This window comes from Streptomyces sp. NBC_01341 (assembly GCF_035946055.1).
Classification (GTDB): domain Bacteria; phylum Actinomycetota; class Actinomycetes; order Streptomycetales; family Streptomycetaceae; genus Streptomyces.
Window position 1 is genome coordinate 257215 of record NZ_CP108364.1, and the last position, 25229, is coordinate 282443.

19 protein-coding genes are annotated in these 25229 nt (G+C 69.8%); 10 read left to right on the forward strand and 9 right to left on the reverse strand.

The features are described 5' to 3' along the window. Window positions 1-3: 3 nt before the first annotated feature. On the reverse strand, window positions 4-1002 hold the full coding sequence (locus OG206_RS01085) for a sugar ABC transporter substrate-binding protein (protein WP_327111193.1): 999 nt from the start codon (window positions 1000-1002) through the stop codon (window positions 4-6). 270 nt (window positions 1003-1272) lie between these two features. Between OG206_RS01085 and OG206_RS01090 the strand changes: the two genes are divergently transcribed. From OG206_RS01090 to OG206_RS01105, 4 genes are all read left to right on the forward strand, one after another. Continuing rightward, window positions 1273-2283 carry a carbohydrate kinase family protein gene (locus OG206_RS01090; RefSeq protein WP_327111194.1) on the forward strand — a complete coding sequence of 337 codons (1011 nt, stop codon included), beginning with the start codon at window positions 1273-1275 and terminating at the stop codon, window positions 2281-2283. A 134-nt stretch (window positions 2284-2417) separates the two neighbouring features. After that, window positions 2418-4832, forward strand: coding sequence for a glycoside hydrolase family 32 protein (locus OG206_RS01095; RefSeq protein ID WP_327111195.1), 2415 nt, complete (start codon window positions 2418-2420; stop codon window positions 4830-4832). A 221-nt stretch (window positions 4833-5053) separates the two neighbouring features. Next, on the forward strand, window positions 5054-5578 hold the full coding sequence (locus OG206_RS01100) for an O-acetyl-ADP-ribose deacetylase (RefSeq protein WP_327111196.1): 525 nt from the start codon (window positions 5054-5056) through the stop codon (window positions 5576-5578). A gap of 387 nt (window positions 5579-5965) precedes the next feature. Further along, window positions 5966-6688, forward strand: coding sequence for a dienelactone hydrolase family protein (locus OG206_RS01105; protein ID WP_327111197.1), 723 nt, complete (start codon window positions 5966-5968; stop codon window positions 6686-6688). Between the two features lie 235 nt (window positions 6689-6923). On the opposite strand, the gene OG206_RS01110 is transcribed toward OG206_RS01105, so the two are convergent. Beyond that, entirely contained in the window at window positions 6924-8024 is a 1101-nt protein-coding gene (locus OG206_RS01110; RefSeq protein WP_327111198.1) for a mandelate racemase/muconate lactonizing enzyme family protein, read from the reverse strand. A 58-nt stretch (window positions 8025-8082) separates the two neighbouring features. Continuing rightward, the gene (locus tag OG206_RS01115; protein ID WP_327111199.1) at window positions 8083-8502 is read right to left on the reverse strand and encodes a cupin domain-containing protein; all 420 of its coding nucleotides are present in this window, start codon (window positions 8500-8502) and stop codon (window positions 8083-8085) included. Window positions 8503-8821: 319 nt separating this feature from the next. On the opposite strand from OG206_RS01115, the gene OG206_RS01120 reads away from it, so the two are divergent. Next, entirely contained in the window at window positions 8822-9064 is a 243-nt protein-coding gene (locus OG206_RS01120; RefSeq protein ID WP_327111200.1) for a hypothetical protein, read from the forward strand. A gap of 181 nt (window positions 9065-9245) precedes the next feature. On the opposite strand, the gene OG206_RS01125 is transcribed toward OG206_RS01120, so the two are convergent. From OG206_RS01125 to OG206_RS01140, 4 genes are all read right to left on the reverse strand, one after another. Further along, complete coding sequence (locus OG206_RS01125) at window positions 9246-12650, reverse strand: S8 family serine peptidase (RefSeq protein ID WP_327111201.1); 3405 nt, start codon at window positions 12648-12650, stop codon at window positions 9246-9248. Window positions 12651-13648: 998 nt separating this feature from the next. Continuing rightward, the gene (locus tag OG206_RS01130) at window positions 13649-14533 is read right to left on the reverse strand and encodes a hypothetical protein (RefSeq protein WP_327111202.1); all 885 of its coding nucleotides are present in this window, start codon (window positions 14531-14533) and stop codon (window positions 13649-13651) included. After that, on the reverse strand, window positions 14530-16632 hold the full coding sequence (locus tag OG206_RS01135) for a PEP/pyruvate-binding domain-containing protein (RefSeq protein WP_327111203.1): 2103 nt from the start codon (window positions 16630-16632) through the stop codon (window positions 14530-14532). Before OG206_RS01135 ends, OG206_RS01130 begins: the two co-directional genes overlap by 4 nt. 322 nt (window positions 16633-16954) lie before the next feature. Continuing rightward, the gene (locus OG206_RS01140; protein ID WP_327111204.1) at window positions 16955-17587 is read right to left on the reverse strand and encodes a hypothetical protein; all 633 of its coding nucleotides are present in this window, start codon (window positions 17585-17587) and stop codon (window positions 16955-16957) included. A gap of 396 nt (window positions 17588-17983) precedes the next feature. Here OG206_RS01140 and OG206_RS01145 point away from each other — a divergent pair, with 396 nt between their 5' ends. From OG206_RS01145 to OG206_RS01155, 3 genes are all read left to right on the forward strand, one after another. Further along, complete coding sequence (locus tag OG206_RS01145) at window positions 17984-18424, forward strand: ATP-binding protein (RefSeq protein WP_327111205.1); 441 nt, start codon at window positions 17984-17986, stop codon at window positions 18422-18424. A 265-nt stretch (window positions 18425-18689) separates the two neighbouring features. Continuing rightward, on the forward strand, window positions 18690-19559 hold the full coding sequence (locus OG206_RS01150) for an alpha/beta fold hydrolase (protein ID WP_327111206.1): 870 nt from the start codon (window positions 18690-18692) through the stop codon (window positions 19557-19559). 74 nt (window positions 19560-19633) lie between these two features. Beyond that, window positions 19634-19798: a hypothetical protein gene (locus tag OG206_RS01155; protein ID WP_327111207.1), complete on the forward strand. Its 165-nt coding sequence runs from the start codon at window positions 19634-19636 to the stop codon at window positions 19796-19798. A 173-nt stretch (window positions 19799-19971) separates the two neighbouring features. On the opposite strand, the gene OG206_RS01160 is transcribed toward OG206_RS01155, so the two are convergent. Next, a complete protein-coding gene (locus OG206_RS01160) occupies window positions 19972-20721 on the reverse strand; it encodes a lysophospholipid acyltransferase family protein (protein WP_327111208.1) in 750 nt (249 codons plus the stop codon). A gap of 742 nt (window positions 20722-21463) precedes the next feature. Here OG206_RS01160 and OG206_RS01165 point away from each other — a divergent pair. Together OG206_RS01165 and OG206_RS01170 are read left to right on the forward strand one after the other, a co-directional pair. Further along, window positions 21464-23404, forward strand: a complete 1941-nt coding sequence (locus tag OG206_RS01165; RefSeq protein WP_327111209.1) for an N-acetylmuramoyl-L-alanine amidase — start codon at window positions 21464-21466, stop codon at window positions 23402-23404. A 163-nt stretch (window positions 23405-23567) separates the two neighbouring features. Continuing rightward, on the forward strand, window positions 23568-24578 hold the full coding sequence (locus tag OG206_RS01170; protein ID WP_327111210.1) for an LLM class flavin-dependent oxidoreductase: 1011 nt from the start codon (window positions 23568-23570) through the stop codon (window positions 24576-24578). Window positions 24579-24817: 239 nt separating this feature from the next. On the opposite strand, the gene OG206_RS01175 is transcribed toward OG206_RS01170, so the two are convergent. Next, window positions 24818-25198, reverse strand: coding sequence for a hypothetical protein (locus OG206_RS01175; protein ID WP_327111211.1), 381 nt, complete (start codon window positions 25196-25198; stop codon window positions 24818-24820). Window positions 25199-25229 lie beyond the last annotated feature (31 nt).

Below are 25229 nucleotides of genomic sequence, written 5' to 3' on the forward strand. Positions count from 1 at the left end.
GGCTCAGCCCCAGCAGTTCTCTCGGCCGAAGCCGGAGTCCTTGGACTCCGAACCGGCCTGCGGCTTGTCGGTGATGAGCTGGACCCCTGTGTCGGTGTAACCGGACGCCTTGTCACCGGACTTCGCGAAGTTGGCGATCGCCTTCACACCGTCCGCGGCCATCTTCAGCGGGTACTGCTGCGAAGTCGCGGCGATCTTGCCGTCCTTGACCGCCTGCACACCGGTGCACCCGCCGTCGATGGCGACGATCATCACGTCCTTCTCGCGGCCCTTGGCCTTGATGGCGGTGTACGCGCCGAGCGCGGCGGGCTCGTTGATCGCGTACACCAGGTTGATGTCGGGCGCCTTCTGCAGGCAGTTCTCCATGGCGGTCTGGCCCTTGGCCTGGTCTCCGCCGGTGTCCTGGGAGCAGGCGATCGACGGATCGTCGGCGGCTACGCCGAAGCCCTCGGTGAACCCCTTGTGCCGCTGGACGCCGACCGACACACCGGGAGCGAGGTCGAGTGTGGCGATCTTCGCCGGCTTGCCTCCCATCGCGGCCTTCGCGTAGGCGCCGATCAGTTCGCCGGCCTTCACGTTGTCGGTCGCGAACAGGGCGTCCACAGCGGACTGCGGCTCGGGAGGGGTGTCGAGAGCGATGACCATGACGCCCTTGGCACGGGCCTTCTCGATGGCGGGGACGATGGCCTTGGAGTCGTTGGGGGTGATCAGTACGCCCTTGACCCCGGAGGCGACCATGTTCTCCAGCGCGGTGACCTGGCTGGTGTTGTCGCCGTCGAACTTTCCTGCTGCCGTGGACAGTTCGACGTTCGATGCCTTGGCAGCCTGCTCGGCGCCCTGCCTCACCTTGACGAAGTACGGATTGGTGTCGGTCTTGGTGATCAGACCGACCTTGACCTTGCCCCCGGACTGGGAGCCGCCGGACCCGGACCCGCACGCGGTCAGGGACAGAGCGAGGACGACGGCGCCTACGGCGAGGACGGGGCGGTCTCTACGGGACATGTGCGACTCCTGCGGAAGGGGTGAGCATGGGCGGTGAAGCATGCCTGCGGAACGGATGTTCGCCGTCGCCGAGGTGATGCCATCGTTGACACATGTCATCGTTGACACCGCATGCGGAGGATGATGGACTCCCCGTCCGTCAACGTCAATGCCCCTGCGCGGAAAGCCCGTCGGTCATACGACGAGCCGGTCGCCGAGGCCGCTCCGCCAGTGCGGTGCGGTGGCCTCCGCGCGCCTTCTTTCCGCGTCCCCAGCTGGAGGATCCACCGCATGCAGTCGCCACGTCAGGTCACCGTGCTGGGAGAGTGCGTCGCCGACGCCTTCGCCGGCCCCGGGTCCGATTTCCCGCGCACCGGGGACGGCTCGTCCCCCGACGGCCGGAGTCTGTCACTGCGCGTACTGCCGGGCGGAGGCCCGGCCAACACCGCTGTCGGCCTGGCCCGGCTCGGTACACCGACCCGGCTCCTTGCGCGGCTGTCGGGCGACGTCTTCGGCCGCCTCTTCCGCGCCCACCTGCTGGAGTCCGGGGTCGACCTGTCCGATGCCCCGGAAGCGGCCGAGCCCAGCACGCTGGCGGTCGCCGATGTCGACTCCGGAGGCCAGGCTTCGTACTCGTTCCACGCCGAGGGAACCGCCGACTGGCAGTGGACACGCGAGGAGTTGGGCCGCGTCGACCTGCTGACATCGTCCTGCGTCCACTCGGGTTCGCTCGCACTGGTCCTCGAACCGGGCGGCTCCCTGGTGGAGGAACTCCTGGCCGAGGCGCGGCGGCACTCCACGGTCAGCGTGGATCCCAACATCAGGCCTGCACTGGTCGACCCGCAGGTCTATCGTGAGCGGCTGCCGAGGTGGTGCTCGGTGGCGGACATCCTTCGGCTGAGTGAGGACGACCTCGACGTGGTGGCACCGGACACCACGGTGGAGGCGTCCTGCGACGGGTTCCACGCCGAGGGCGCGCGGCTGGTCGTGGTCACCCGTGGCGCACACGGCGCGGTCGCCTCCCTCGACGGGCAACGCGTCACCGTGCCCGGCGTACCCACCCGGGTCGTCGACACCGTGGGCGCGGGGGACGCCTTCACCGCGGGACTCCTCCACCACCTCGGCACGCGCGGGCTGCTGGGCGGCCGGCTCGATGGCCTCCAGATGACCGACGTCGCGGAGGCCTGCGCATTTGCGGCGCGCGTGGCCGCGCTGACCTGCGCCGTCGTAGGACCGAACCCGCCGTGGGAGCGGCAGTTGGGGTCGGGGTACGGAACTCCGGACATCGCGACGGTCCCGTGAACGGCGGGAGCTGTTCCCGTTCGGGGCGTTGACGGGCTCCCTGCGGGGGCCCATCATCTGACATCGGTCTGACGTCATCGTTGACAGATGTCAACGATGACACCCATCCACATGCGCGCAGAGAGTGGGTTCACATGCGCCGAAAAGTCAGGGCGCTGCTCGTCGCCCTGGTCGCGAGTCTGGTCGCCTTGCTCCCGGGCACACCCGCGGTCGCCGGGACTGTGTCCGACTACTCCGAGTTCCCGTATCCGCCCACCACCTACAGTGAGCCGTATCGGGGCCAGTACCACTTCAGTTCGCAGTCGGGCTGGATGAACGACCCCAACGGGCTGGTGTACGCGAACGGGCTGTACCACTTCTACTACCAGCACAATCCGCATGGCCTTGCCTGGGACACCATGCACTGGGGCCATGCCACCAGCCCCGATCTGGTGCACTGGACGCAGAAGCCGATCGCCCTCGAACCAGGCGTGCACCCCGGCACACTGTTCTCGGGCGGAGGGGTCGTCGACAAGGACAACACCTCCGGCCTGAAGACCGGCGACCTCGACCCGATCGTGGTCTTCGCCAACACCAACGGCGTCAGCGTCTACTACAGCAACGACAACGGTCAGACCTTCCAGGCCTACGACAAGGGCCGCAAACAGATCGAGATCCCGAACGAAAGCCGTGACCCCAAGGTCTTCTGGGACGCGGCGCGCCGGCGCTGGGCCATGGTCGTCTGGTCCGACCAGGGTGGCAACGGGGTGAACATCTACACCTCGAAGAACCTGCTGGACTGGACGTTCGCCAGCCGCTACTCGGCCCCCTGGCTCTTCGAGTGCCCGGACATGTTCCAGCTCCCGCTGGACGGCAACACCGGTCAGCAGCGGTGGGTCCTGACCTCTGCCTCCAGCCAGTACGCCGTCGGATCCTTCGACGGCACGACCTTCCGCACCGACTGGGCCGGTCCGCAGCAGATGGATCTGGGCACGACGCACGCGGGCGGCACCTTCTACGCCGCGCAGACCTTCACCGGCAACCCTGACGGCCGTACCGCGCAGATGGCCTGGCAAGGTGGCAACCGCGGCAGCACCTGGACGGGCAACGCGACCTTTCCGGCGACGCTCAACCTGGTCAGCACCCCGGACGGCCCCCGGATCAGCCGTACGCCAGTCGCCGAACTCGCCTCGCTGGCCTCGGAGACCAAGACCTGGAAGAACCAGACGGTCGATGCCGCCAGGAGCGACAACCTCTTCGCGGGAGTCAAGGCCGACACCTACGAGATCACCGCCCAGTTCGACGTCAAGGGCGCGAGTGCCGGCAGGTTCGGGTTCGACCTGCACGCCAGGTCGGACGGCTCCGCAGACCGCAGCGTGGTCTACGACACTGCCGCGCAGACCCTCCAGGGCAAGCCGCTCAAGCCGAAGAACGGCAAGGTCGAGCTCCGGCTGCTCGTCGACCGGGGCCAGTTGGAGATCTTCGCCGACGGCGGGAAGTACTCGCTCTCGGACAACGTCGACTTCGACTCGGCAGCGAACAGCCAGGGCATCCGGCTCTTCGCGGACGGAGGCAAGGTGAAGCTGGACAGTGCGATCTTCACCCGGCTCAACACCAGTTGGGGAACGTCGCAGTCCACCCTCGCCGGCAACCTCAAGGGGCCGTGGCACTCGGCCGGGGGCTCATGGAGCGACGTGAGCGGCGGAAAGCGCGTGTCGACCGGCGGCGACGCCTTCTACATCAGCGCGAGCAACGGCGCGGACGCCGTCTACCAGGGTGACATCACCCTGGACACCGCACGCGCCGCAGGCCTGACGTTCCGGGCCGGCGCGTCGGGCGCCGGCTACACGGCGAACATCGACACCAGCGGTGTGGTCAAGCTCTGGCGCCCGGGCAAGGACATCGCGGCGCACTCCACACCCATCACGGCCGGCCGCACCTACCACCTCAAGGTGCGGACGGACGGCCCGCGCATCCGGGTGTGGCTGGACAACGGCAGCGAGCCGGTCATCGACGCGACCGACACCGCTTACGCGAGCGGCCTGTTCGGTGTGAACGCCTACGACGGCACGGCGACGGTGCAGAACCTCAACACCGGCACCGCCGGGTTCACCGCGTTTCCCGCCGGACGTTGGACACCGCGCGGAGGCACGTGGACGGTCACCCCCGCCGGACTGCAGGGGAACTCCGCCCAGGACGGCTTCTACCTCAGCGACCGCTCCGGCAACGACTTCACCTACGAGGGCGACCTGTCGGTGACCAACGGAACCGCGACGGGACTGACCTTCCGGGCGGGCGCCGACGGGGTCGGGTACACGGCGAACATCGACACCAGCGGGACCGTCAAACTGTGGCGCCCGGGACGGGACATCGCCTCGCACGCCACATCGATCATCGAGGGCCGGACCTACCACCTGAAGGTGCGCACCGATGGCTCGCGACTCCGCGTCTGGCTGGGTGACGGCGCCGATCCGGTGATCGACGCGACCGACACCGCGTACTCCGAGGGGCTGTTCGGAGTGAACGGCTACGCGGCACACACCCTTGCGCAGAATCTGAAGGTGAGTTGACGTGCGGAGGCCTCCGGGAGGCCGGCGTACGGCCCGGCTCCCCGGAGGTCTCCGAGCGGACGGTGCCCCGCGGCCAGGGCCTGCCAGGTGCCCGGCCAGTTCGCAGGCCATCTGCCGCGGCACGGGCCGGATACCGAAGCCGTCGACGGCCTGGAGCGCCACGTGACCCTCATGATCACCGGCGTGCGGGGCTCATACGGCGCCGAGGGCAGAATTGCCTCATGAAGACACGACCGACGATCACCCTCGTGCGCGGGGACATCACCGAGCAGCACGCCGACGTCCTGGTGAACGCCGCCAACTCCTCCCTCCTCGGCGGTGGTGGGGTGGACGGCGCGATCCACCGGCGCGGTGGGCCCGAGATCCTTGCGGCCTGCCGTGGCCTGCGGGCCTCGCGCTATGGAAAGGGGCTGCCGACCGGTCAGGCCGTGGCGACCACGGCAGGCCGCCTGAACGCGGAGTACGTCGTTCACACGGTGGGCCCGGTCTGGTCACCCACGGAGGACCGTTCCGCGTTGCTGGCGTCCTGCTATCGACAGTCGCTGCGGGTGGCATCGGAACTGGGCGTCCGGTCAGTTGCCTTTCCGGCGATTTCGACGGGCATCTACGGCTGGCCTCTCGACGACGGGGCCCGGATCGCCGTAAGCACGGTCCGCGAGACCGCGCTCCCCCCGGTCACGGAGGTCCGGTTCGTACTCTTTGACGAAGAGGCGTACGCCTGCTTCAACGAGGCTCTCACCGCTTAGGACCGGCCTGACGGCCGTCCGGAAGGATGCTGAGCGTGATGTCTCCGACCTGCGGATGCTGAAATCAGATGGTGGCGCCACCACGGGGCCGCAGGTCGTGCCGCGCCCAGAGAGTACGGAAACGCCGTCCACGCAACGACAGTTGCTGTTCCGGGGCATCACCACCGCACCGCTGCGGGAGGCCCGCCCGACGCACCGCCCCGCCTCGGCGGCCGAAATCTGTTGGCGGACGACGGCGACCGTTGCTAATCTCCCAAAGGCCGTGCGTGAGGACAAGGAGGTGGTACCCGTGGACGCAGTTTCGACGTGGGTGCTCCCCTCCGGGGTCACGGCCGGGCGATAGGTCGTCCGGGAGCGCCGCCCTGAGCACTCCCGAAAGGCACGACCGTGCACTTCATTTCCGAAAGACGCCTCGACGACGGCGTTCTGGAACGCGAGTTCACCCTCGGCGAGATCCCCGGCACCCTGTGGACGCCCGGATCCACACCGGCTCCGCTGGTCCTGATGGCCCACAACAACGGCCTCCCCAAGGCGGATCCCCGGCTGGTGGCCCGAGCCCGGTACACCGCGGCGCGCGGTTTCGCGGTGGCCACCATCGACGCCGCCGGGTGCGGGGACCGTCCCCGCACCGCCGCCGACGTGCAGGCCCGGGCGGACCTCCGGCGGGCGATGCAGGCTGGAGAGCCGGTCGACGAGATCTTCGAGTCCCTCATCGGCCCACTGGTCGAGAATGCGGTCCCCGAATGGCAGACCACGCTGGACGCCCTGCTCGAGCTGCCCGAGATCAGCGGCCGGGTCGGTTACTCGGGCGGGTGGGCCGCTCTCGGCATCCGACTCGCGGTGGTCGAGCCGCGTATTGCGGCCGCAGGCCTCTTCGCCGGGGGGTACGTGCCCCGTGCCCAGCGGGAGGAGGCCCGGAAGGTCACCATTCCGCTGCTGTTCCTGCTGCAGTGGGACGACGAAGGGAACCCCCGGCAACGGGCTCTGGACCTGTTCGATGCCTTCGGCAGCGAGGAGAAGACGCTGCACGCCAATCCGGGAGGGCACACGGGCACACCGTGGTTCGAGCTGGAGGACGGCTGCCGGTTCCTGGCCCGACACCTGACGTGAGACCGACGCCCGACATGAGGCGGGGCCGTCCGGTCGGCAACGGCCGGTAGCCGGCTGCGCCCGGGGTGCCCTGGCCGGTGACCGGCCCGGGCCTCCCCATCGGAAGCGATGGCCGGAGGCCGGACGGCCGCCTCGATCGCGCCGGTACCGGTCATCGCCGGTGCCGGCCGGTCGGGGCGACGCCCGGCCGCCCACCCCAGCGCGAGTCACGCGAGCCCGGTGCTGCGACGACTGCTCATCGGATCAGGTAGGTGCTGATCACGTCGGGGTCGGGCTCCAAGCCCAGCCCCGGGCCCAGCGGCACGCGGACTCGGCCGTCCCGCACGGTCAGCGCACCGCCGTAGATCTGCGCCTCGAGGTCGAAGTACCGCCACTCGATCATCGTTTCGGGCGTGGCCAGTACGGCGGCGGCGTGCAGCGCGGCCAGCAGGCCGGGTCCGTCGTAGAAGGTGTGGGGCATCACCGGAATGTTGTGGAGGGCCGCGACCGTGAAGACCTTGCACAGCTCGGTGACACCGCCCGCTTTGGCCGGGCTGGGCTGGACGAAGTCGACGGCCGAGGAGTCCAGGAGGCGCTGGAAACCGAGCAGGGTCGACACGTTCTCCCCCGCCGCGATGGGTACGCCGGCGCGGCGCACCTGTGCGAGGCCGGCGAAGTTCTCCGGTGGCCAGACCGGTTCCTCCAGCCACGTGAGCGCCAGCGGTCGCAGCGTCCCCGCGATCGCCGACGCCTCGTGCGGGCTCCAGGCGCAGTTCACGTCGACCATCAGGGCCAGATCGGGCCCGGCTTCGTCGCGTGCGGCGCTGATCTCCGGGAACCCCTTCTCGTGCAGCTTCACCCCGACGAAGCCGCTGTCGGCCGCCCGCCGCACCGCCGCGCGCACGAGCTCGGGATCGGCGTAGGCGTCCAGACTCGCATAGCAGGGCAGATCAGCATGCCCGCTGCCGCCCAGGAGTTGATGGACGGGCGCGCCGGTGACCTTCCCGGCGATGTCCCACAGTGCGATGTCCACCGCTGAAAGACCGTGCATCAGGGGCCCGGCGCGTCCGAAGACGTGCAGCTTCCGCTGCACCTCGTGCATGAGGGGCACGATCTGCAGGGGGTCCTGGCCCACGCACGCGGGCGCGACGGCCCCGTCGATGGCCTCGCGTGTGATCGGAACACCCGTGAAACCGAAGGATTCGCCCCAGCCCACCGTGCCCTCGTCGGTCGTCACCCGGACCAGGAGCGAGTCCACCGCTTTGAGGCCTTTCGGCCCCCAGGCTGCGTCCGCGGATTCGGTACCCGGCGCGAACGGGATGCGCAGGGGGAATGTGGTGATGTCGGTGATGATCACGTCTGCTCCAGACCTCGCCGTTCCACGCGGGACAGCCCAAGGGCGACCGGCAAGGGATTCAGCTGTTGCGCGGATCGTTTCGAGGATCGATGTACTCCAGCGTGATCGGACCGAGAGCGGTCACCTGCGTGACGTACTCACCCGACTTCGCCCAGTGGAAATGAGGGGTTCCGCCCGGGAGCACCACGACGGACCCCGGTGCGTACGCCTGGAGTTCGTTCTCGTCGAACGTCTCGCCGTGTCCGATGTAGAAGACGCCTGAGATGACCGTGTAGATCCGGTCCTCCTCGTGGCGGTGCGGCATCAATTTCTGACCGCCTGGCAGTTTGACCCGGACCACGTAGGGACCGGGCTTCATCGGATCACCGACGACCACGGCCAGACGCGCCGAAGGAGGGAACGCCGGAAACTGCTTCCAGACGATGTCCTCCGACGCGATCGACCTGAAGACGTCCTGGTCAGGCTGGTGGGTGCGCATCTTCGCCGCCTTCCCTGGCGCGAGGAGCCCGTTCGGATTATGTTCACTCATTCCACACTGCGCTCACACACCTGTTCACGCCACGTGGGCGGATGTGTGGAGACGAGACCGCTCCAGAAGCTGGTTCCGGCCGTCCGGGGGCAGATCCCGGCGCATCCGTCCGAGCAACGGTTGGTGCGCGAAACGCGCATGGTAATTACGCATTACCTTCACACACACGATCCAATCCGTGGACATGTTTGACAGCGGTACAAATCCAGTGATCGACTCGACGTGCGTTTGACGCGTCAATTTTATGTTTGTCGATCGAGGAGGACGAATGTCCAGCTTCAAGGGAATCCGTCGCACTCTCGCAGGCGCGGCTCTGGCCGTGACTGCCACGGTTGCGATTGCCGGCATGGCGGGAGGCTCCGCAGCGGCAGCCACACAGGGAGGGCCCCGGAGCGAATACGTGGGCGAGTACGTCGCCTGCGGTGCCGTAGCCGCCGAGTGGAACGCGTCGGCCCAGCCCGGCGAGAGTTACGTCTGCTACGGCTACTCGCTGTACAGGGTCTGGGCGTAGTCCTCGGCCCGCATCCGTGCAGCACCGGACGGGGCAGCGGGGGCCGCTGCCCCGTCCGGCCGCAGCTCACCGACGCTGTGGGTGAACAGCCGGAGGGCCATTCCCGCAAGCGGGAATGGCCCTCGTCAGGTGTTCGTCCTCGGATGCGTACAGGCCGCGCCTTCCCGTCCGAGGCGGGGCCTCAGCGCTTCCGGGTCACCTGGAAGGACCGGATGATCGTCTGGTCGACCTTGTTGCCTGCCGCGTCGGCGGCGGTGAGACGGATCGAGGCGTAACCGCCGCTCGCGGGCAGCCGCAGGGCCACGATGCCGATGGCGCCCAAGTGCCTGACCTTGGCGGTCTTCCAGGTCCTGCCGTCGTCGAACGACACCTTGAGGCCCAGCGAGGTGGTGACCGCCTTGGTGCCTCGCTCGGCCGCCACGGTGAAGCGGTACATACGTCCACCGTCGACGGCGCCGGCGGTGCCGACGGGCCCGTTGAGGCGCACGTTCATCAGCGGCAGCTCCGCCGGGGCAGGGCCCGACGGACGCCCGGAGGTGAAGGTCCAGGTCGCCGATGCCCTGCTGCCCAGGGTGGACCAGCCGACCTGGCGGGTACCCGTCGACGTCAGTGTGTAGGTGCCCTTCTCGTACGGAACGACTGCCTGCAGACGGCCCAGGGAATTCACGGACGCGGTCTTCACCCCGTCGCGGTACAGGGTCGACGAGCCCGAGGTGCCCCTTGCCTCGCCCGAGTGGGTGGCCGTGTTCTCGGCTGCCGAGGAGAACAGTCCAGGCGTGAGGAAGAGGGTGTCCTCGACGCGTGAGGCTTCCACCGACCGCGCACGCAGGGGGGCCGCGTTCCAGCGGCGGGTGTACGCCCCGCCGGGCCGGAATCGTGTGGTGCCCGCGAACTGGACCTCGTCGAAGCCGGCGGTGCCCTGGGCCCGCATGCCGAGCGAGCGGTCCCAGACGAGCGCCGGGTCGTCGCTGTAGTAGCGGGTCTCCTTGCCGGGGACCGGGATCACGTTGCCGTCGCCGAAGGTGACGGCGCCGTAGGACGGAATCGGGGAGTCGATGCGGACGCCGAGCGGTTTGCCGCCCTGGCCCGCGTAGGACTCCTCGACGCGGCCGAGTTCCGCGTCGTGGAGGCTGCGGGTGAGGGTGGCGGGGACGCTGCCCTTAATGTTGACGGCGAGGTTGTAGGTGTAGCTCCAGGCCGGCTTCGTGGCGGTCCTGGGGACCGTGCCGCTCCAGCGCTGGGTGGCCAGGAACCAGAACGGGTGGCTGGTGACCTTCTCGGTCGGCGTGGCGTAGATGCGGTCGCCCGGGAAGCCCATCACCAGCTTCTGGGTGCCGTAGCGCCCGTCCGCGCTGATGGATGTCGCCGTGGCGAAGATTCCCTCGTTCTTGGCCTGGCCCTTGTCCACCTTGAGGTTGACCTCCTCGGCGGTTCTGCCGTCGAGGAGGAGCGAGGTGTCGGTGGTGAGGCGGACGCCTGGCTCGGAGAAGAGGACCGAGGTGTGCGCCACGGGGTCGAACTTGTTCGCGGAGATGTCGTACTCGCTCTCCGGCAGTCCCATCGACACCTGGCCGTCGCCGTCGGTGGGGACGCTGTACTGCAGGCCGGTACGGGTGTCGAAGGCGGAGACGGTGGTGTCCGCGCCCACCGGCTTGCCGTCGAGGCCGAGGACGGTGAGCGACAGACCGTGGGTGAGCGGCTCGGCGTACACGCCGAAGGCGTCGCGGACCGTGGTGGTCCCGTCGCCGGTGGCGGCAACGATCGATCCGCCGTAGGCGCCCGCCATCGCGTCGTCGACGAGAGCGGTGAGCCTGACAGAGGCGGTGCCGTGGGCCGGGACGGTCACGGTGTCGGCCGACAGGCCGAAAGCGCGGGCGGGCGCGGCCTGGCCCCGTGGCCCGTACGCGTCGACGGACAGGTGGAGTGTGACGTCGGTGTCACCGTCGTTGGTGTAGGTGGCGGTGCCGGTTCTCGTGACGTCCTGGTGCGGCCAGTCGGCCTTGCCGAGGCTGATGCTGCCGGAGGTGGCGCGCACGTGCTGCGTCGCGGCGCGGGCCACATCGAGCCGGCCGCTGCCCTGGTCGTAGGCCGTCAGCCCTGGGAGGCCCTTGGCGGCGCTCGTGAGCGCCGCCTTGAAGTCCGCCGCCCTCCAGGCCGGGTGCTGCTGCGCGAGCAGCGCCACAGCTCCGGTCACGTGGGGGGTCGCCATGGAAGTGCCGGAGGCAGTGACGTACGAGGAGCCGGCCGGATCTCCCATGGTCGTGCCCGCGGCGCGGGCTGCGGTGATGTCCTGGCCGGGGGCGAGGATGTCCGGCTTGACGGCGAAGTCGCCGATCCGCGGGCCGCGGCTCGAGAAGTCGCTGAGGGCGTCCTGCTTCGTGGAACTGCCCACAGTGAGCGCGGAGTCGGCGATCCCCGGGCTGCCGACCGTCCCGCCGTAGTAGTCGGCCGCCGGTGCGCCTTCGTTGCCGGCCGCGATCACGAACAGGGTGCCGTGGTCGGCGGTCAGTCGGTCGACCGCCTCGGTGAGCGGGTCCGACTGGGCGTAGGGGGCTGATCCGAGGCTGAGGTTTACCGCTGTGGCGCCGCTCTCGGCCGCCCAGGTCATGCCGTTGATCACGGCGTCGTCGGCGCAGAAGCCGTCATCGGTGCAGACCTTGCCCACGAGCAGCTGGGCGCCGGGGGCGACACCCTTGTACTTTCCGGCCGAGGCGGCGCCGGTGCCCGCGATGACGGAGGCGGTGTGAGTACCGTGGCCGTGTCCGTCCACCGCGGACCCGGAGCCGGTGAAGTCCTTGACCCTGTCGGCGGCGGCCTTGCCCGCGAGGTCCGGGTGAGTGGGGTCGTAGCCGGTGTCGAGGTCAGCGACGGTGACGCCCTTGCCGGTGATGTGCGACCCGGCGGCGCCGACGCTGTCCCAGACCTGAGGGGCACCGATGATGGCGGTGCTCTCGGCGAGGGCGATGCGGCTGCGGCCGTTGAGCCACAGCTTGTTCAGCGGGCCGCGCAGTCCCTGCGTTCCCGTGACGAACTTCCAGAAAGAGGCGGCGTCCCGCTTGGCGGTGGTGAAGCTGCCACCGCCGAGGACGTCAAGGGTGCCGGTGATCCTTGCTCCGTGCCGCTCGACAGCGGCGCGGGCAGCACCGGAGTCGCCGCCGCGGCCGGAGTAGAGCAGCGGCAGTGAGTCGTCCGCGGCATCGTCGTAGCCGGCGTCGAGCTGCTCGGTGACGTCGAACAGGCGAGGATCGAGCCTTCCGGCGGTCAGCAGGGCCTGGGCGTCGGAAGGGACCACCGAGATGTGGTGGTCGGCTCCGTGCCACTGGTGCGACGTCTGGAAGCCGATGTGGGTACGGCCGGGACCGCGCTCCACGCTCACTGCGGGAGCCTCACTGGAGCCGCGGGTCACGGTGACCTTGTCACCGGTGATCAGGGTGAGGGTGTGGACGGCCTTGGCGCCCGGGACGGAGTCGCCCGGGACGGCGATGGCCGGGGAGGAGCCGGGGGACGCCTCGGCTGCGCCGGGCACCGCCCCCGCGACCAGGCCGGCCAGTGCGGGAAGCAGGGCCCATCTCGCTCGTATACGCATGTATGAGTACCTTTTGGCCGCCCGGAGACCGGTGAGCGGGCGGCGGACAAGTGAGGTACCGGCGGCTGCCGGACACCCTGGGACGCGGCCTCGGCAGTCACCTGGCGGATGCGGTCGGACGTCCGGTCAGCCCGGGCTGCCGGCCGAGTCGTTGGTCACAGGGGTGAGAAAATCACACTTGATGAGAAAACGACATAGGAGGGCACGATTCAGTGAGACATTTGCAGAAACAATAATTGCCGATGTTGAAAGATGTCCCGAAAAGTACGTGGCTCGCAGAGCGCCGGCCACCCCTCACACGTGCGTGCACACTCGACGGCGCGGCACCGATTCGATCGCCGAGAGCGTCGAGCTGGATCCGGCAGCCGTAGTGCTTGTCGAGCGGCACGAAGGTGGCGGCGCCGCAGAGTTGCTGATTGCGATCACACCTCCCCCACGGCTCGGGCCCACCGATGAGGGCAGACCGAAAAGGGACGAGCCGAGGAGGGACGAGAGCCGAGGTGGAGCCGCTGCGGAGATGGTGTCAAAGGAGCGCACCGACGTTGCACGAAACCCGCACGATGACTGATCATGTGTGTGCCGATGGAACACATCCTCTCTGCGCACGGCAAGGATGTGGCCACCCGCATGCGCTCACGCACCTCACACCTCACCGTCGCTCCCCGTATGCACCCGGTCGGAGCCGCATGCTCACACCCGCGGGTCACCGCAGAAGGAGAAGTGCCTGTATGTACTCGGAGTCCGAACTCATCGAGCGTGCCCGCGAGTCACTGGAAGCACATCGCGCCGTGTGCAAGCCCTGCCGCGCTGAGGGGAGACCGTGCGCTGCGGCGAAGTTCCTCAGCCGCACGCACAACGATCTGGTGAGAGCCATGCGCAGGTGAGCCGTGGAACTCCCGGCGTCCGCGCGGGAATGGGTGGTGGCGGCGACTGCGGCGATCCGGCCGTCGAGCCGCACGGCGCCCCACGGAGTCGGCATCCGCGCGGTCGCGCGGCACTCACCGCAGCACGACCGCGCTCGTCCGGTTGGTGTTGGCGTCCTCGATGCACCCCCGCAGACGCATCACATCGTGCGGGGGCAGGGCGGGACGGATGACGGCGACGTAGACGCCGTCGTGCAGCCGCTTCAGCCGGGCGTCCTCGTTGGGCGCTGCCGTGGAACGACGGCAGGTCTGCCAGAGGTCGTTCGCCGCCAGCCGGACGTCGCCGACGTCCCCGCTGCCGCGTGTCTCCACCGCGAACGTCATGCTGGTACTCGCCGCGCGCGGGGCCGGCTCGGGCCGGGTCTGGGTGGCATCCGCCAGGGCCGACCACAATAGCGGGACGAGCAGCAGCGCTCCCACGACCGTCGCCACCGCGAGCCCACGGCGCACCGGACGAACCGGCGTGACCGCCGGATGGTCCTCGATGGAGTCCGCATCCCCGACCGCGGGGGCGGTCAGGGCGGTCAGGCGCCCGGCCAGCCGCCTCTCCGCACCGCGTCCCGCGCTGGCGCCCGCGATCTTCTGAAGGAGTGTCGCGAGACCGGACAGGGCCGCGCCGGCCACCATCAGCACCGGCACGAAGACGAAGGTGCGCTGAGTGCCGTCCAGGTCGGCCGGGTCCAGCCAGGCGAACCGGCCCCGGGTCGGGGCCCTGGTCTGCTCCAGCCGGTTGCGCACGTCTTCCATCCGCGCGAAGGACTGCTCCATCCGGCTCTCCAGCCGGGCGAACCGAGTGAGGAGCAGGACGGTGGCCATGAGGACCTCGGTGATCAGGAAGAGCATGGCCGAGATCAGGGCCCGCTGCCATTCCCATCGGGTCAGGTAGAGGACGGTGTAGTAGCCGGCATAGACACCGGCCAGTCCGCCGAAGGCGTACGCGGACAACTTCAGTGCTTTCATGCTGCCGTCTCCTGTCGGGAAGCGGTCGTTGCGGCAGGAGTCCCGGTCAGGTCGCGCAAGGTCACGGCACCCGTGCCGCCGTCAACGGCCAGGGCCGTGCCGGCGGGGAATCGTTCGATCGCCTCCGCGACGCCCACAGCGGTGGGCACCCGCTGTTCACGGGCGAGAACGGCCAGGTGCGACAGCGGACTTCCCGTCTGCGCCACGAGCCCGGCCAGGCCGGGCAGCAGGGATGCCAGTGCTGGGTCAAGGTGCTCCACGATCAGGACCGGACGTTCGGGGCGCTCGCCCCGCCCGTCCCAAGCCGTGCCGACGCCGAAACCTCCCCCCGCGCCCTGCCCCTGACCCGGCTCCGACGGGCCGGACGGCTTCTCCGCGACCGGGATGCCGTCGGCGAGACGGAATACGGCGGGCAGCGCCCCGGACTCCGGGCGCGGGGCCCTATCGCCGAGGTCGGCCGGCAGCCCCTCACCCCGGGCTGCCCGCACGAGTTCGTCCCAGCGCAGCAGGGCCAGGCGGGGCAGAGAGGCTTCTGCGCGCCCGGCCGACAGCCGACGGGCCAGTTCCGCCAGCATCCGGACCTGCATCTCCTGCACCCAGCGAATGCGCAGCCGCAGCCCTTCGCGCACCGGGAGGGAGTCCACTCCCCGGGGCAGGAACGTGATGTTGCCCGCGTCGGGGAGTGGCGTCCGGCCGGAGAGCGTGGGTGGCAGCAGGGCGAGCAGTACGGGGTGGAGGGCGATGAGCTCCTCGTGGCTCAGCCCGCGGCCGCGGTCCTCGGCCAGTTCCGCCAGCGCCTCGCCGGCCGCCGTCGCACCGCTCCCCGTGCCGAGCAGCGCGCCGGCCAGGGACTCCTGGGCGTGGAGGGCGGACAGCGTTTGCCGCCCCCAGGCGACGGCGTCGAGCAGCCGCCCGCTGAGCATGTCACCGGCGGGCGGGAAACCCGCCAGGGCGCGGTCCACGTCCGCCATCAGGTCGACGGCCAGCAGCGGCAGGGCGGAGCGCAGCCTGCCCACCCGCCAGGCCGCCGCCGCCCGCCGTGCCCCGTTGGCGGTGTTGACCCGGTCGAGGAAGGGATGCGCGGGGGGTACGGTGCCCAGCAGGCGCAGGTCCGCCACGGCTCTCCCCTGCACGGTCGTCACCACGGGAAGCCGGCGCAAGCGGCGCCGCGGTGCTGCCCCGGCGATGTCGAGTGCCACGGTCAGACCGTGGGACATGGGAACCGCCCACAGGTCCTCCTCGAGCGGCTGGAGCACGCCCGGAAGGGTCTCGGCGACAGGGCCGGGCCCGAACAGGCGAGCGCCGCGCGGCGGCCGGGGCGTCATGGCCGTGATGGGGCGGGACTGGAAGAGCCACAGCTGCCCCTCGCCGTCGAAGCCGAACTCCATGTCCTGCGGACCGCCGAAGACGCGTTCGGTCGACTTCGCCAGGTTCACGAGCTGATGCCGACGCGCGCGCGTCAGCAGGCGGTCGCCGCGCCGTCCGGCGGGGTCGCCGCCCACCGGCCGCGCCAGGCGCGTCAGTTGGTAGCGCACACCCGGCGTGCTGCCGTCGACGAGTTGGTCGGGACCACCCCGGACCGCACTCACCAGGATGCGGTCGGTACGGCCCTCGACCGGATCCGCGCCGAACATCACCCCGCCGACGGCCGACTCGAGCATCGGCTGGACCAGCACCGCCATGCCGTCGGCGGGCACGTCCTGCGCTGCCGGACGCAGCGGTCTGACCCGTCGGGCGGAGGCCAGCACCGTCCTCACGGCCGAGACGAAGGAGTCCCAGCCCTGGACGTCCAGCACGGAGTCGAAGCGTCCCGCCATGGAGGAGTTCTCGGTGTCCTCGTAGAGGGACGAGGATCGTACGACCAACGGCTCTTGGCCCTCCCCGCCGGCCAGGGTCCGCCAAGCACCGCGCAACGCCTCGTGCCCGGTGAGGGCACCGGGGGCACGCTCGGCGGGCACCAGGACGAATCCCGGCAGCACGGGCAGACCGGCTACGGCGGCACGGGCCAGATGGGCGGCCTTGGCCCCGGTGATGGCCGTGTCCTCGGCCGAGGGAGTCCCCAGGGGCACCACGGCCCACTCCGTAGTCTCGAATCGCATGGCTGTCTCTCTCTGTGTGCGTGATGTCGGGCGGGCTTCCCGCGGTCACGGATGCTGCGGGAATCGGGATGCCGGGAAGGTGGACCCGGCAGGCCGCGCTCTCGGCGACGGGCGGGGCTCCTCCTGACGACGAGGTGCGGGGCCGGGCGTGGCGGCCGGCGGTGACACTGACCGGTGCATGCACTTCTGCGCTGCTGTCGAGGCAGCTCGAATCGTGCTCGTACGCCGTGGTGGTCGTTCCGGCAGCGGTGGAACCGGGGCCGTCCCCGGGCTGATGGTGCGGAGAAGGCAGCGCCGGGGGTGACCCTGCTCGCGGTGACCGTCAGCCGGCCTGCGGGGTCCGCGCGGGTCCCCGCGCGGGGGCGCGGGTCCGGAAGGAGACTGTCCCTCCCTGCGGATCCCGGGAGCCGGCGGGCCTCGGCCACCGCGCTCGCTGCGCCGGAACGCGGCCCGCGACGAACCAGGCCAGCAGGGGTGTTCCGGCGGCGAACAAGCCGGCGAGCGCAGGGTCGGTGGAGGTCAGGGTCGAGATGACCACGATGCCCAGACCTGCGGTGATGACGGCCGCACGCACGCGGTGCGACAGGACCGCGGTCGCCATGGCGAGGGCTGTCAGCAGGTACCAGCCGGTGAGGGCCCCCGGCAGTGCCACGTACTCACGGAAGAGACTCCCTTCGTGCGCCGGGAGATGCGTGAGAGGCACCCAGCAGGCGTAGGCGAGCTCGATCCCGCTGGTCAGCAGCAGCGCGAGCGCGGTGCGGACGTACAGGGCCGGCCGTCGGCTCGCCAGCCAGAGCAGGACCAGCGCGGTCAGCGGCCAGGGAACGAGCACGTACACGGATGTCATCGCCTCCGCCGAGTCCACCCACGCCAGGTCGGGGTAGGGCTCGCCGCGGGAGGAGACTCCCAGGACGGCCGCATGGAGCATCGCGACCCCCGCCGCCCCTGTGGCCAAGTGCCGCAGGATCCGGGGCAGTCGTGGCTCGCGCACGGCTTTGCCGCGCCGGCTGCCGATCGGGAGAACGGACGTCTGAGCTGCGGCGCCCGACGTCATCACAGCTTGGGATTCCACAGGTGACCGCCTCACTTGGTTGACTGCGCAAGTATAAGCAGTAGTTGATACGTCAAACAAGTACTGTTCAACTGATCCAGCCTCGGACGCAGCCCGGTGGCCCGCTGCGGGTGCGCCCGGACTGAACGCCCGTCACGAGCCGCTTCCGTCGCCAGGCACGTCCGCCGCGACTCCTGCGGATCCGCCGACGAGCCCGCCCCGGCGTCCTGCGGCACGAAGCGGGCGGTGGGCTTCGCACGCTGGGGTACAGGAGTGGGGAGAGCCGAATCAGGAGGGCCGATGACGAAAGACACGTCGCTGCGTGCGGTGGGATGGGCGCAGTCGTTCCCGATCTCGCAGGGGGTACGGGCCGGCCGCCACTGGACGCGGGAGCACCTCGCGTCCCTGGACTGGACAAAGGACGCCCCCGAGACCGTGGACGCGATCCTGCTCAGTGTTTCCGAACTGATCACCAACGCCCACGTGCACGCGCACAGCGACGCGCAGCTGGTCCTCACCTGGGACAGCCGGTGCCTCCACGTGAGTGTCCATGACTCCGATCCCCTGCCCCCCTCCCAGCGGCCCGAGGACGTCACCACCACGGGCGGGCGCGGGATGGCCATCATCGATGCGCTCGCCGACGGATGGGCCACGCATCCCCAGGCGACGGGCAAGACCGTCACCGCGTGCTTCGTGCCTCCGGGTGCTCCGAAGCCCCGGCACAGCGAGACCATCGGCTGATGCCCGGGCGGGTATGACCTGGGCGGGCGGAGTGGGTCCGGTCGGTGCTCGACACGCCTCACGTACGTACGGGCCCTTCACGTGCTGCACGCACCCTCCACGCCCCAGCGCACGCCTCGTGTTCTCGCCGGGGTCGCTGTGGGCTCAGTAGCGGCATCGGGGCGGAAGCCGGCCCGGACACAACGAGCGGGTGCCCGATGAGCGGCGTCGCGGGAACAGGCTCCCGCACCGATGAGTTTCCAGGGCGAACCAGGTCTGCACGGGCATGGAGACCTACACCCTCGAGACAGCGGGCGCGGACCTCGTCTACGACGTCCGCGGGCCATTGCCGACCGATGGCGGGCGACCGCCGTTGCTCATGATCGGGCAGCCCATGGACGCCACAGGGTTCGCCCCGCTCGCAGCGCGCTTCCCCGACCGGACCGTCATCACCTACGATCCGCGCGGGCTCGGTCGCAGCGTCCGCAAGGACGGACGGGCCGACCACACGCCCGAAGTCCAGGCCGAGGACGTACACGCCGTCATCGAGGCGCTCGGGACCGGCCCGGTCGAGATGTTCGCCAGCAGCGGAGGCGCGGTCACGGCGCTCGCTCTCGTGACTCGCTACCCCGGCGACGTGACCACTCTGGTCGCGCACGAGCCGCCGCTCATCACCCTGACTCCGGACGGCCCGGCAGCCGTGCGGGCGCGGGCCCGGGTGCGGGACGTGTACGAAGAGCAGGGGTGGGGGGCCGCAATGGCGGCCTTCGTGGCCATGACCTCGTGGGAGGGCGAATTCACCGACGCGTACTTCACACGGCCCGATACCGATCCTGCCGCCTTCGGAATGCCCACCGAGGACGACGGCACGCGCCATGATCCGCTGCTGTCCGACCGGTCATGGGAGATCAGCGGCTATCGGCCTGACGCCGGTGCGCTCACCACGGCATCGACGCGTGTGGTGATCGCTGTCGGTGAGGAGTCCACGGGCTTGCAGACCGGCCGCGCCTCCGTTGCGACGGCCGAGCTGCTCGACCGGGGGGTGACGACATTTCCTGGTCATCACGGTGGTTTCCTCGACGGAGAATTCGGCTACGCGGGCAGGCCGGACGAATTCGCGCACCGGCTGCGCGAGGTGCTGAACGGCGCCTCGTAGAACGGAAGGCGGCCCTGCCGCCGGAGAAGACAGTTGTGGACGGACGGGCTGGCCAGAGGGTCAGCCCGCCCGCCATGAATACTGATCACGACGTGCTGACCGCGTGGGCACACATCGACAGGTGGCTCACTGCCCACGTCCGGCCGGCGCCCTTCAGGCCGAGGGCGGATGCCGCGCGGCTGGACGCGTTCGAAGCGCAGCTCGGCCGGCCGATGCCGGCCGGGCTGCGGGCATGGTGACTGCTGCCCGCATCTGCGCCGACCACTGGATTCCGGGCGAGTTCGCTCCTGCGTCGCTGGAGGAGGCGCTGGAGACTCCCGGGATCCGGTTGACGGTCGCCGAGCAGGCGGATCCCCCCGACGCCGGTGGGCTGCGCGGGACCCGCGCACCGACATCTCACGAACTTCCTTACTCAATGGGCCTGTTCGGAAACGGGACGGCGCGCGCGCCGCGGTCCGTGCGGGGGCTCCTCGCCGCGGATGTCGGCGAGAAGCCCGGTGATCGCAGCCATGATGTCCTCGGTCGCCTCTCGCAGTACTTCCTGGGTGAGCGCCTTGCCCTCGTACCTGCTGAGGTCCACGGGCGGTCCGGCGACGATGTCGACGCGTCGGCGAGGAGCCAGGCTCAGTCGCCTGTTCCCGCGCCCTCCGCGCGCATAGGGCGGCGCGATGCGATGGGCACCCCACTGTGCGACGGGTATGACGGGCGCACCGGTCGTGAGGGCTATGCGTGCGGCTCCGGACTTGCCGGCCATCGGCCACAGCCCGGGGTCACGGGTGACGGTTCCCTCGGGGTAGATCGCCACGCACTCCCCCTTGTTGACCGCTTCCACCGCGTCGCGCAGCGCGGTCGCCGCGTCCGCGGTCCCGCGGTGCACCGGGATCTGGCCGGTCTTGCGCAGCATCATGCCGACGAAGGGGATGGTGAAGAGGGATGCCTTCGCGAGCAGCCGGGGAGGCCGGCCGCTGTTGTACTGGAAGTGCCCGTAGGTGAGCGGGTCGATGTACGAGATGTGGTTGACGGCGGTGATGAAGCCACCGGTGGCAGGAATGTGCTGGAGGCCGCGCCAGCGGCGGGACACGAGGGGGAAGAGCACAGGTTTCACTATGGCCGCCGCCAGTCGAAGCCAGACGGTGTAGGCGTGGTCGGTGTCGCGGGGCACCCGGGCCCTCCTTGATCCTTTCGGCGTGACAGGCCGGTCCGGCGTGGACGAAACTTCAGACATTGCGATGATTCCCTCCGGTATGTCGCACCGTTGGGACAACCGCAGTGTCCGTACGTGTCCGACGGCGGCCGCGCACGGCCCGGTCCTGGTCCAGTCACTCATGTCGAATTTGCCTAATCAAGTATATTGATCGGCCGGCCAGGCGTTCACGCCAGGTCTCGGAGTGGAGCCGGTGACACCTCGGCGAAGCGGTCCCGGGCCACCGCCACGCGTGGCAGCCCGGGCGTCGTCACTGCCCTGCATCCGGTCCTTTCCGGGCGCCGGAAGCGGAGTTGACGTCAGCCCTCCTCGGTCCGGCCACGCGGGAGCGTTGCCCGGAGCGCTTCACCACGGGGTGCTCGTGCCCCGGAAGAAAGACCTGACGTCGTTCGTGTCCGGTCCGGCTCGCCACCGCTGCCGACCCCTACGAGGGGGGTCGTGACCGGCGGTATGCGGCTCCCGTAAGATACGTGTGAAACCGGAGACCGACTGCGGATCGCGGCCCCCGCTACAGCGAGGTGCGCGGCCGTGGTCCGCATGTGGCCGAGTCCGGGGGTGGATCGCCCTCATGGCTCGTCGGCCACCGTGACACCGGAACGATCCGATTTTTGTCGGTTCGTCACATCCTCAGGTGCGCACGGAACTTGGTAGCGGTTCACCTGAACACCATCAACCCCCACATCCCGTTAGGACCAGCACTTTGCACAAGAGGCAAAAAAGGCTGCGGCTCCCCGTCGTGATCGCGGCGGGCGTCCTCGCCGCAGGCGGCCTGGCAGCCACAGTGCAGTTCAGCGCGTCGGCCGACCCCCAGACCGACTCCGCAGCCACCTCTCGGCAGCAGGAATTCACCTCGGCCGCCGAGGAGTTCCACGTACCCGTCAGCGTCCTGCTCGGCCTCGCCTACCAGGAGTCGGCATGGGACGCCCACGGGGGGCAGCACAGCACCAGCGGCGGCTTCGGCCCCATGCACCTCACCGATGTCACCCCGGCCATGATGGCCGCGGGAGGGGCGGGCGGCACCGGACGTGACGACCTCGCGTCGATGGCCTCGAATCCCGCACTTCACACACTGCAGGCCGCCGCGAAGCTGATCGGCCAGTCGCCGGACAGCCTGCGCAAGGACTCCGCCGCGAACATCCGTGGTGGCGCGGCGCTCCTCGCCTCGTACCAGAAGGATGTGGCCGGCAGCACGTCGGCGGACGCCGACAAGTGGTACGGCGCCGTGGCCCGCTACAGCCAGTCGACGCAGCGGCGAGGCGCGGTGGCATTCGCCGACCGCGTCTTCGGCACCGTGCGCAAGGGCGCCTCCCACGTGACACAGGACGGACAGCGCGTCCGCCTCGCCGCCACGCCCTCGGTCGACCCCTCAGAGACCCAGGTGGACCGCCTGCACCTGAAGTCGTCGGCCGCTGCGGACATCGAGTGCCCGCCGGCCGTCCAGTGCACGTTCGTGCCGGGGTCCCCGGCGGGGGTGCAGGTGTCCAACCGGCCCGCGAACGGCATCCGGATCGACAGCATCGTCATCCACGACCTGGAGAGCACCTACGACGCCGGAGTCAACGGCCTGGCCTCTCCGACCAACCCCGCGGCCACCCATTACGTGATGCGGTCGTCGGACGGCGCGGTGACCCAGATGGTGCCCACCACGAACATCGCCTTCCACGCAGGCAACTACTCGACGAACATGCACTCCATCGGCATCGAGCACGAGGGGTACGCCGCTCAGGGCGCCACGTGGTACACGGAGGCGCAGTACGAGGCCACTGCCACCCTCGTGAAGTACCTGGCGGCGCGGTTCGACATACCGCTGGACCGTCAGCACATCATCGGCCATGACAACGTTCCCGGTCCGGCCGACAAGTACGTGTCCGGCATGCACTGGGACCCGGGCAACGGCTGGGACTGGGGCCACTTCATGGCGCTGCTCGGCCATGGCTACAGCGGGCTGCACACGACCCCCACCGTGGGCGCGGTCGTCACCATCGACCCCGGCTTCGCCGGCAACGTGCAGAATGTCCGCGTCTGCCCCGGGGACGACCCGAGCGACTCGTCGTCGACGACCTGCACGGACAAGCAGCAGGAGTCGAACTTCGTCTATCTGCGCAAGGCTCCCGACGCCGGCGCTCCGCTCTTCGGCGACCAGTCGATCCACGGGCAGGACGGTGACGGCACGAATCGCATCAACGACTGGGGCAGCACCGCTCAGTCCGGACAGCAGTTCGTCGTCGCCGATGTCCAGGGCGACTGGACGGCCATCTGGTTCAGCGGCGCGAAGGTCTGGTTCCACAACCCCGACGGAAAGAACGCCAAGATCACCTACGGCGTGAAGATGATCCGTCCGTCGGGTTCCGCCTCGGTGGCCGTCTACGGCCAGAGCTACCCGGACGCCGCGGAGTACCCGGCGGGCCTGAGCCCGTCGACGCAGTCCGCGCTCAGCATGTACAGCGTCCCGGCGGGGCAGGCGTACGTCGCCACTCAGGCTCCGGCGCTCACGGACGACTACTTCAAGAGCAGCGGAACGGTCGTCTTCGGCAAGAAGAAGATGTACACCATCCAGTACAACCACCGCGTCGCACTGGTCTACGAGAACGGCGTCACGGCGACCCCGGTGACCCAGCACTGGGAGAACCGCGGGAACTGATCGTCTCGCTCGCACGGGCGGGGGCCCCGGCTTCGGGCCGGACCCTCGCCCGTGCTTTTCGGCCGCACGGGACGTGAGGGAACAGAACGGGCACACTTCCGGTTTTCGGCCATGGGCCGGAAAACAGTGTCCGCCGCGCCCTCCCCCTCTGGAAGGTATTGCCATGACCACGTCCGTCCCCCTCTCCATCCTGGACCTGGCGTACATCAATGCCGGCGAGACGGCAGCCGACAGTTTCCGGGCCAGCGTGGACCTGGCACAGCACGCGGAGACGTGGGGGTTCCGGCGCATCTGGTACGCGGAGCATCACAACATGTCCATCGTGGGCTCCGCCGCTCCCGCCGTACTCATAGCCCACATCGCGGCGCAGACGCGGACCATCCGCCTGGGGGCCGGCGGCGTCATGCTCCCCAACCACGCTCCTCTGTCCGTCGCGGAACAGTTCGGGACGCTCGAGACACTCCATCCGGGGCGTATCGATCTCGGTCTTGGGCGCGCCCCGGGCGGCGACATGCAGACCATGCGCGCCCTGCGACGCGACCCGCGGTCCGGTGACACCTTCCCCGACGACGTGGTCGAACTGCGCGGATTCCTGAGCGGCGAGACCCTGGTCCCTGGTGTCGAGGCCACACCGGGCAAGGGCTCCGGTGTCCCCCTGTACATTCTCGGTTCGTCTCTCTTCGGGGCGGGTCTGGCGGCGGCACTCGGACTTCCCTTCGCCTTCGCCTCCCACTTCGCACCGGGCGCGCTGCTGGACGCGGCCGACCTGTACCGGCGCGAGTTCCGGCCCTCGGCGCAGCTGGACGAGCCGTACCTCATGGCCGGCGTGAACGTCGTCGCGGCGGACACCGGGCGGGAGGCCCAGGACCACTTCCTGGCCGCCAAGCGTCGCAGGGTGATCCAGTTGCTGGGGCGTGCCGGGGTCGACGTGCCCGCACACGCGGCGGCAACAGTCCTCGAGACACCGGTCGGCAAGCAGGTCCTCGGGCAGGTCGAGCAGGAGCTGAACTACTCCGCCGTCGGAACCCCGGCCGAGGTCCGCGACTACCTCGACCGCTTCACCGCCGCGATCCAGGCGGACGAGCTGATCACCACCTCGCTGCCGGTCGACCGGCGGGCGTGGCTGCGGTCCGCGGAACTGCTGGCGGATGCCAGCGGACTGCGTGACGCCTGAGCGACGGGCCGAGCGGCGACGATGAGTGTCGCCGCTCCCCCGCCGCCGCACCTTCCGGCGCCGCAATTCCTCGCCCGCCACCACATGCAGACACGAGGCATGCCGGTCGGGCGACTTCCCTTCCTCCGAACGGAGTTGCGCCTCGCGCACCGGAGATGTCGCGGCCCGAGAGAACTTCCGGCTCCCGACGGTTCCCTCCTCTACCTGCCTCAGGCGTCCACAGGGTCCGCACACGCGACTCAGGGGCGGACCGGCGGATAGGACACGAGGACCTTGTAGCTCACGGCCGGGATGCCGAGCGTGCCCCCGTGCAGGCCCGTGATCCGACCGAACCCGTGGGTGCAGTCCGTACCCGAGAAGACGTCCACGTAGGCGTACTTGAAGTTCGCAATGGACTTCATCGGTTCCGGAAGATTGATGCACTCGGCGTCGGAACCGGTGGCCGGAATGGGATACACCGTCCCGGTGAAGTCGGCACCCGTGTAAAAGTTTGCCTGCCCCCAGGGAATCTCGGCCGCGGCCGCCGGCTGGGCCACGGCTCCGCCGACCAGAAGTGCCGCTCCCGCGAGGGCGACACCGATGGCACCCCTGTTGCGGCGAATGATCTTGCGAGCGTTCATGCGAGTGCCCCTCTGCGCAGGGTCCCGCAAC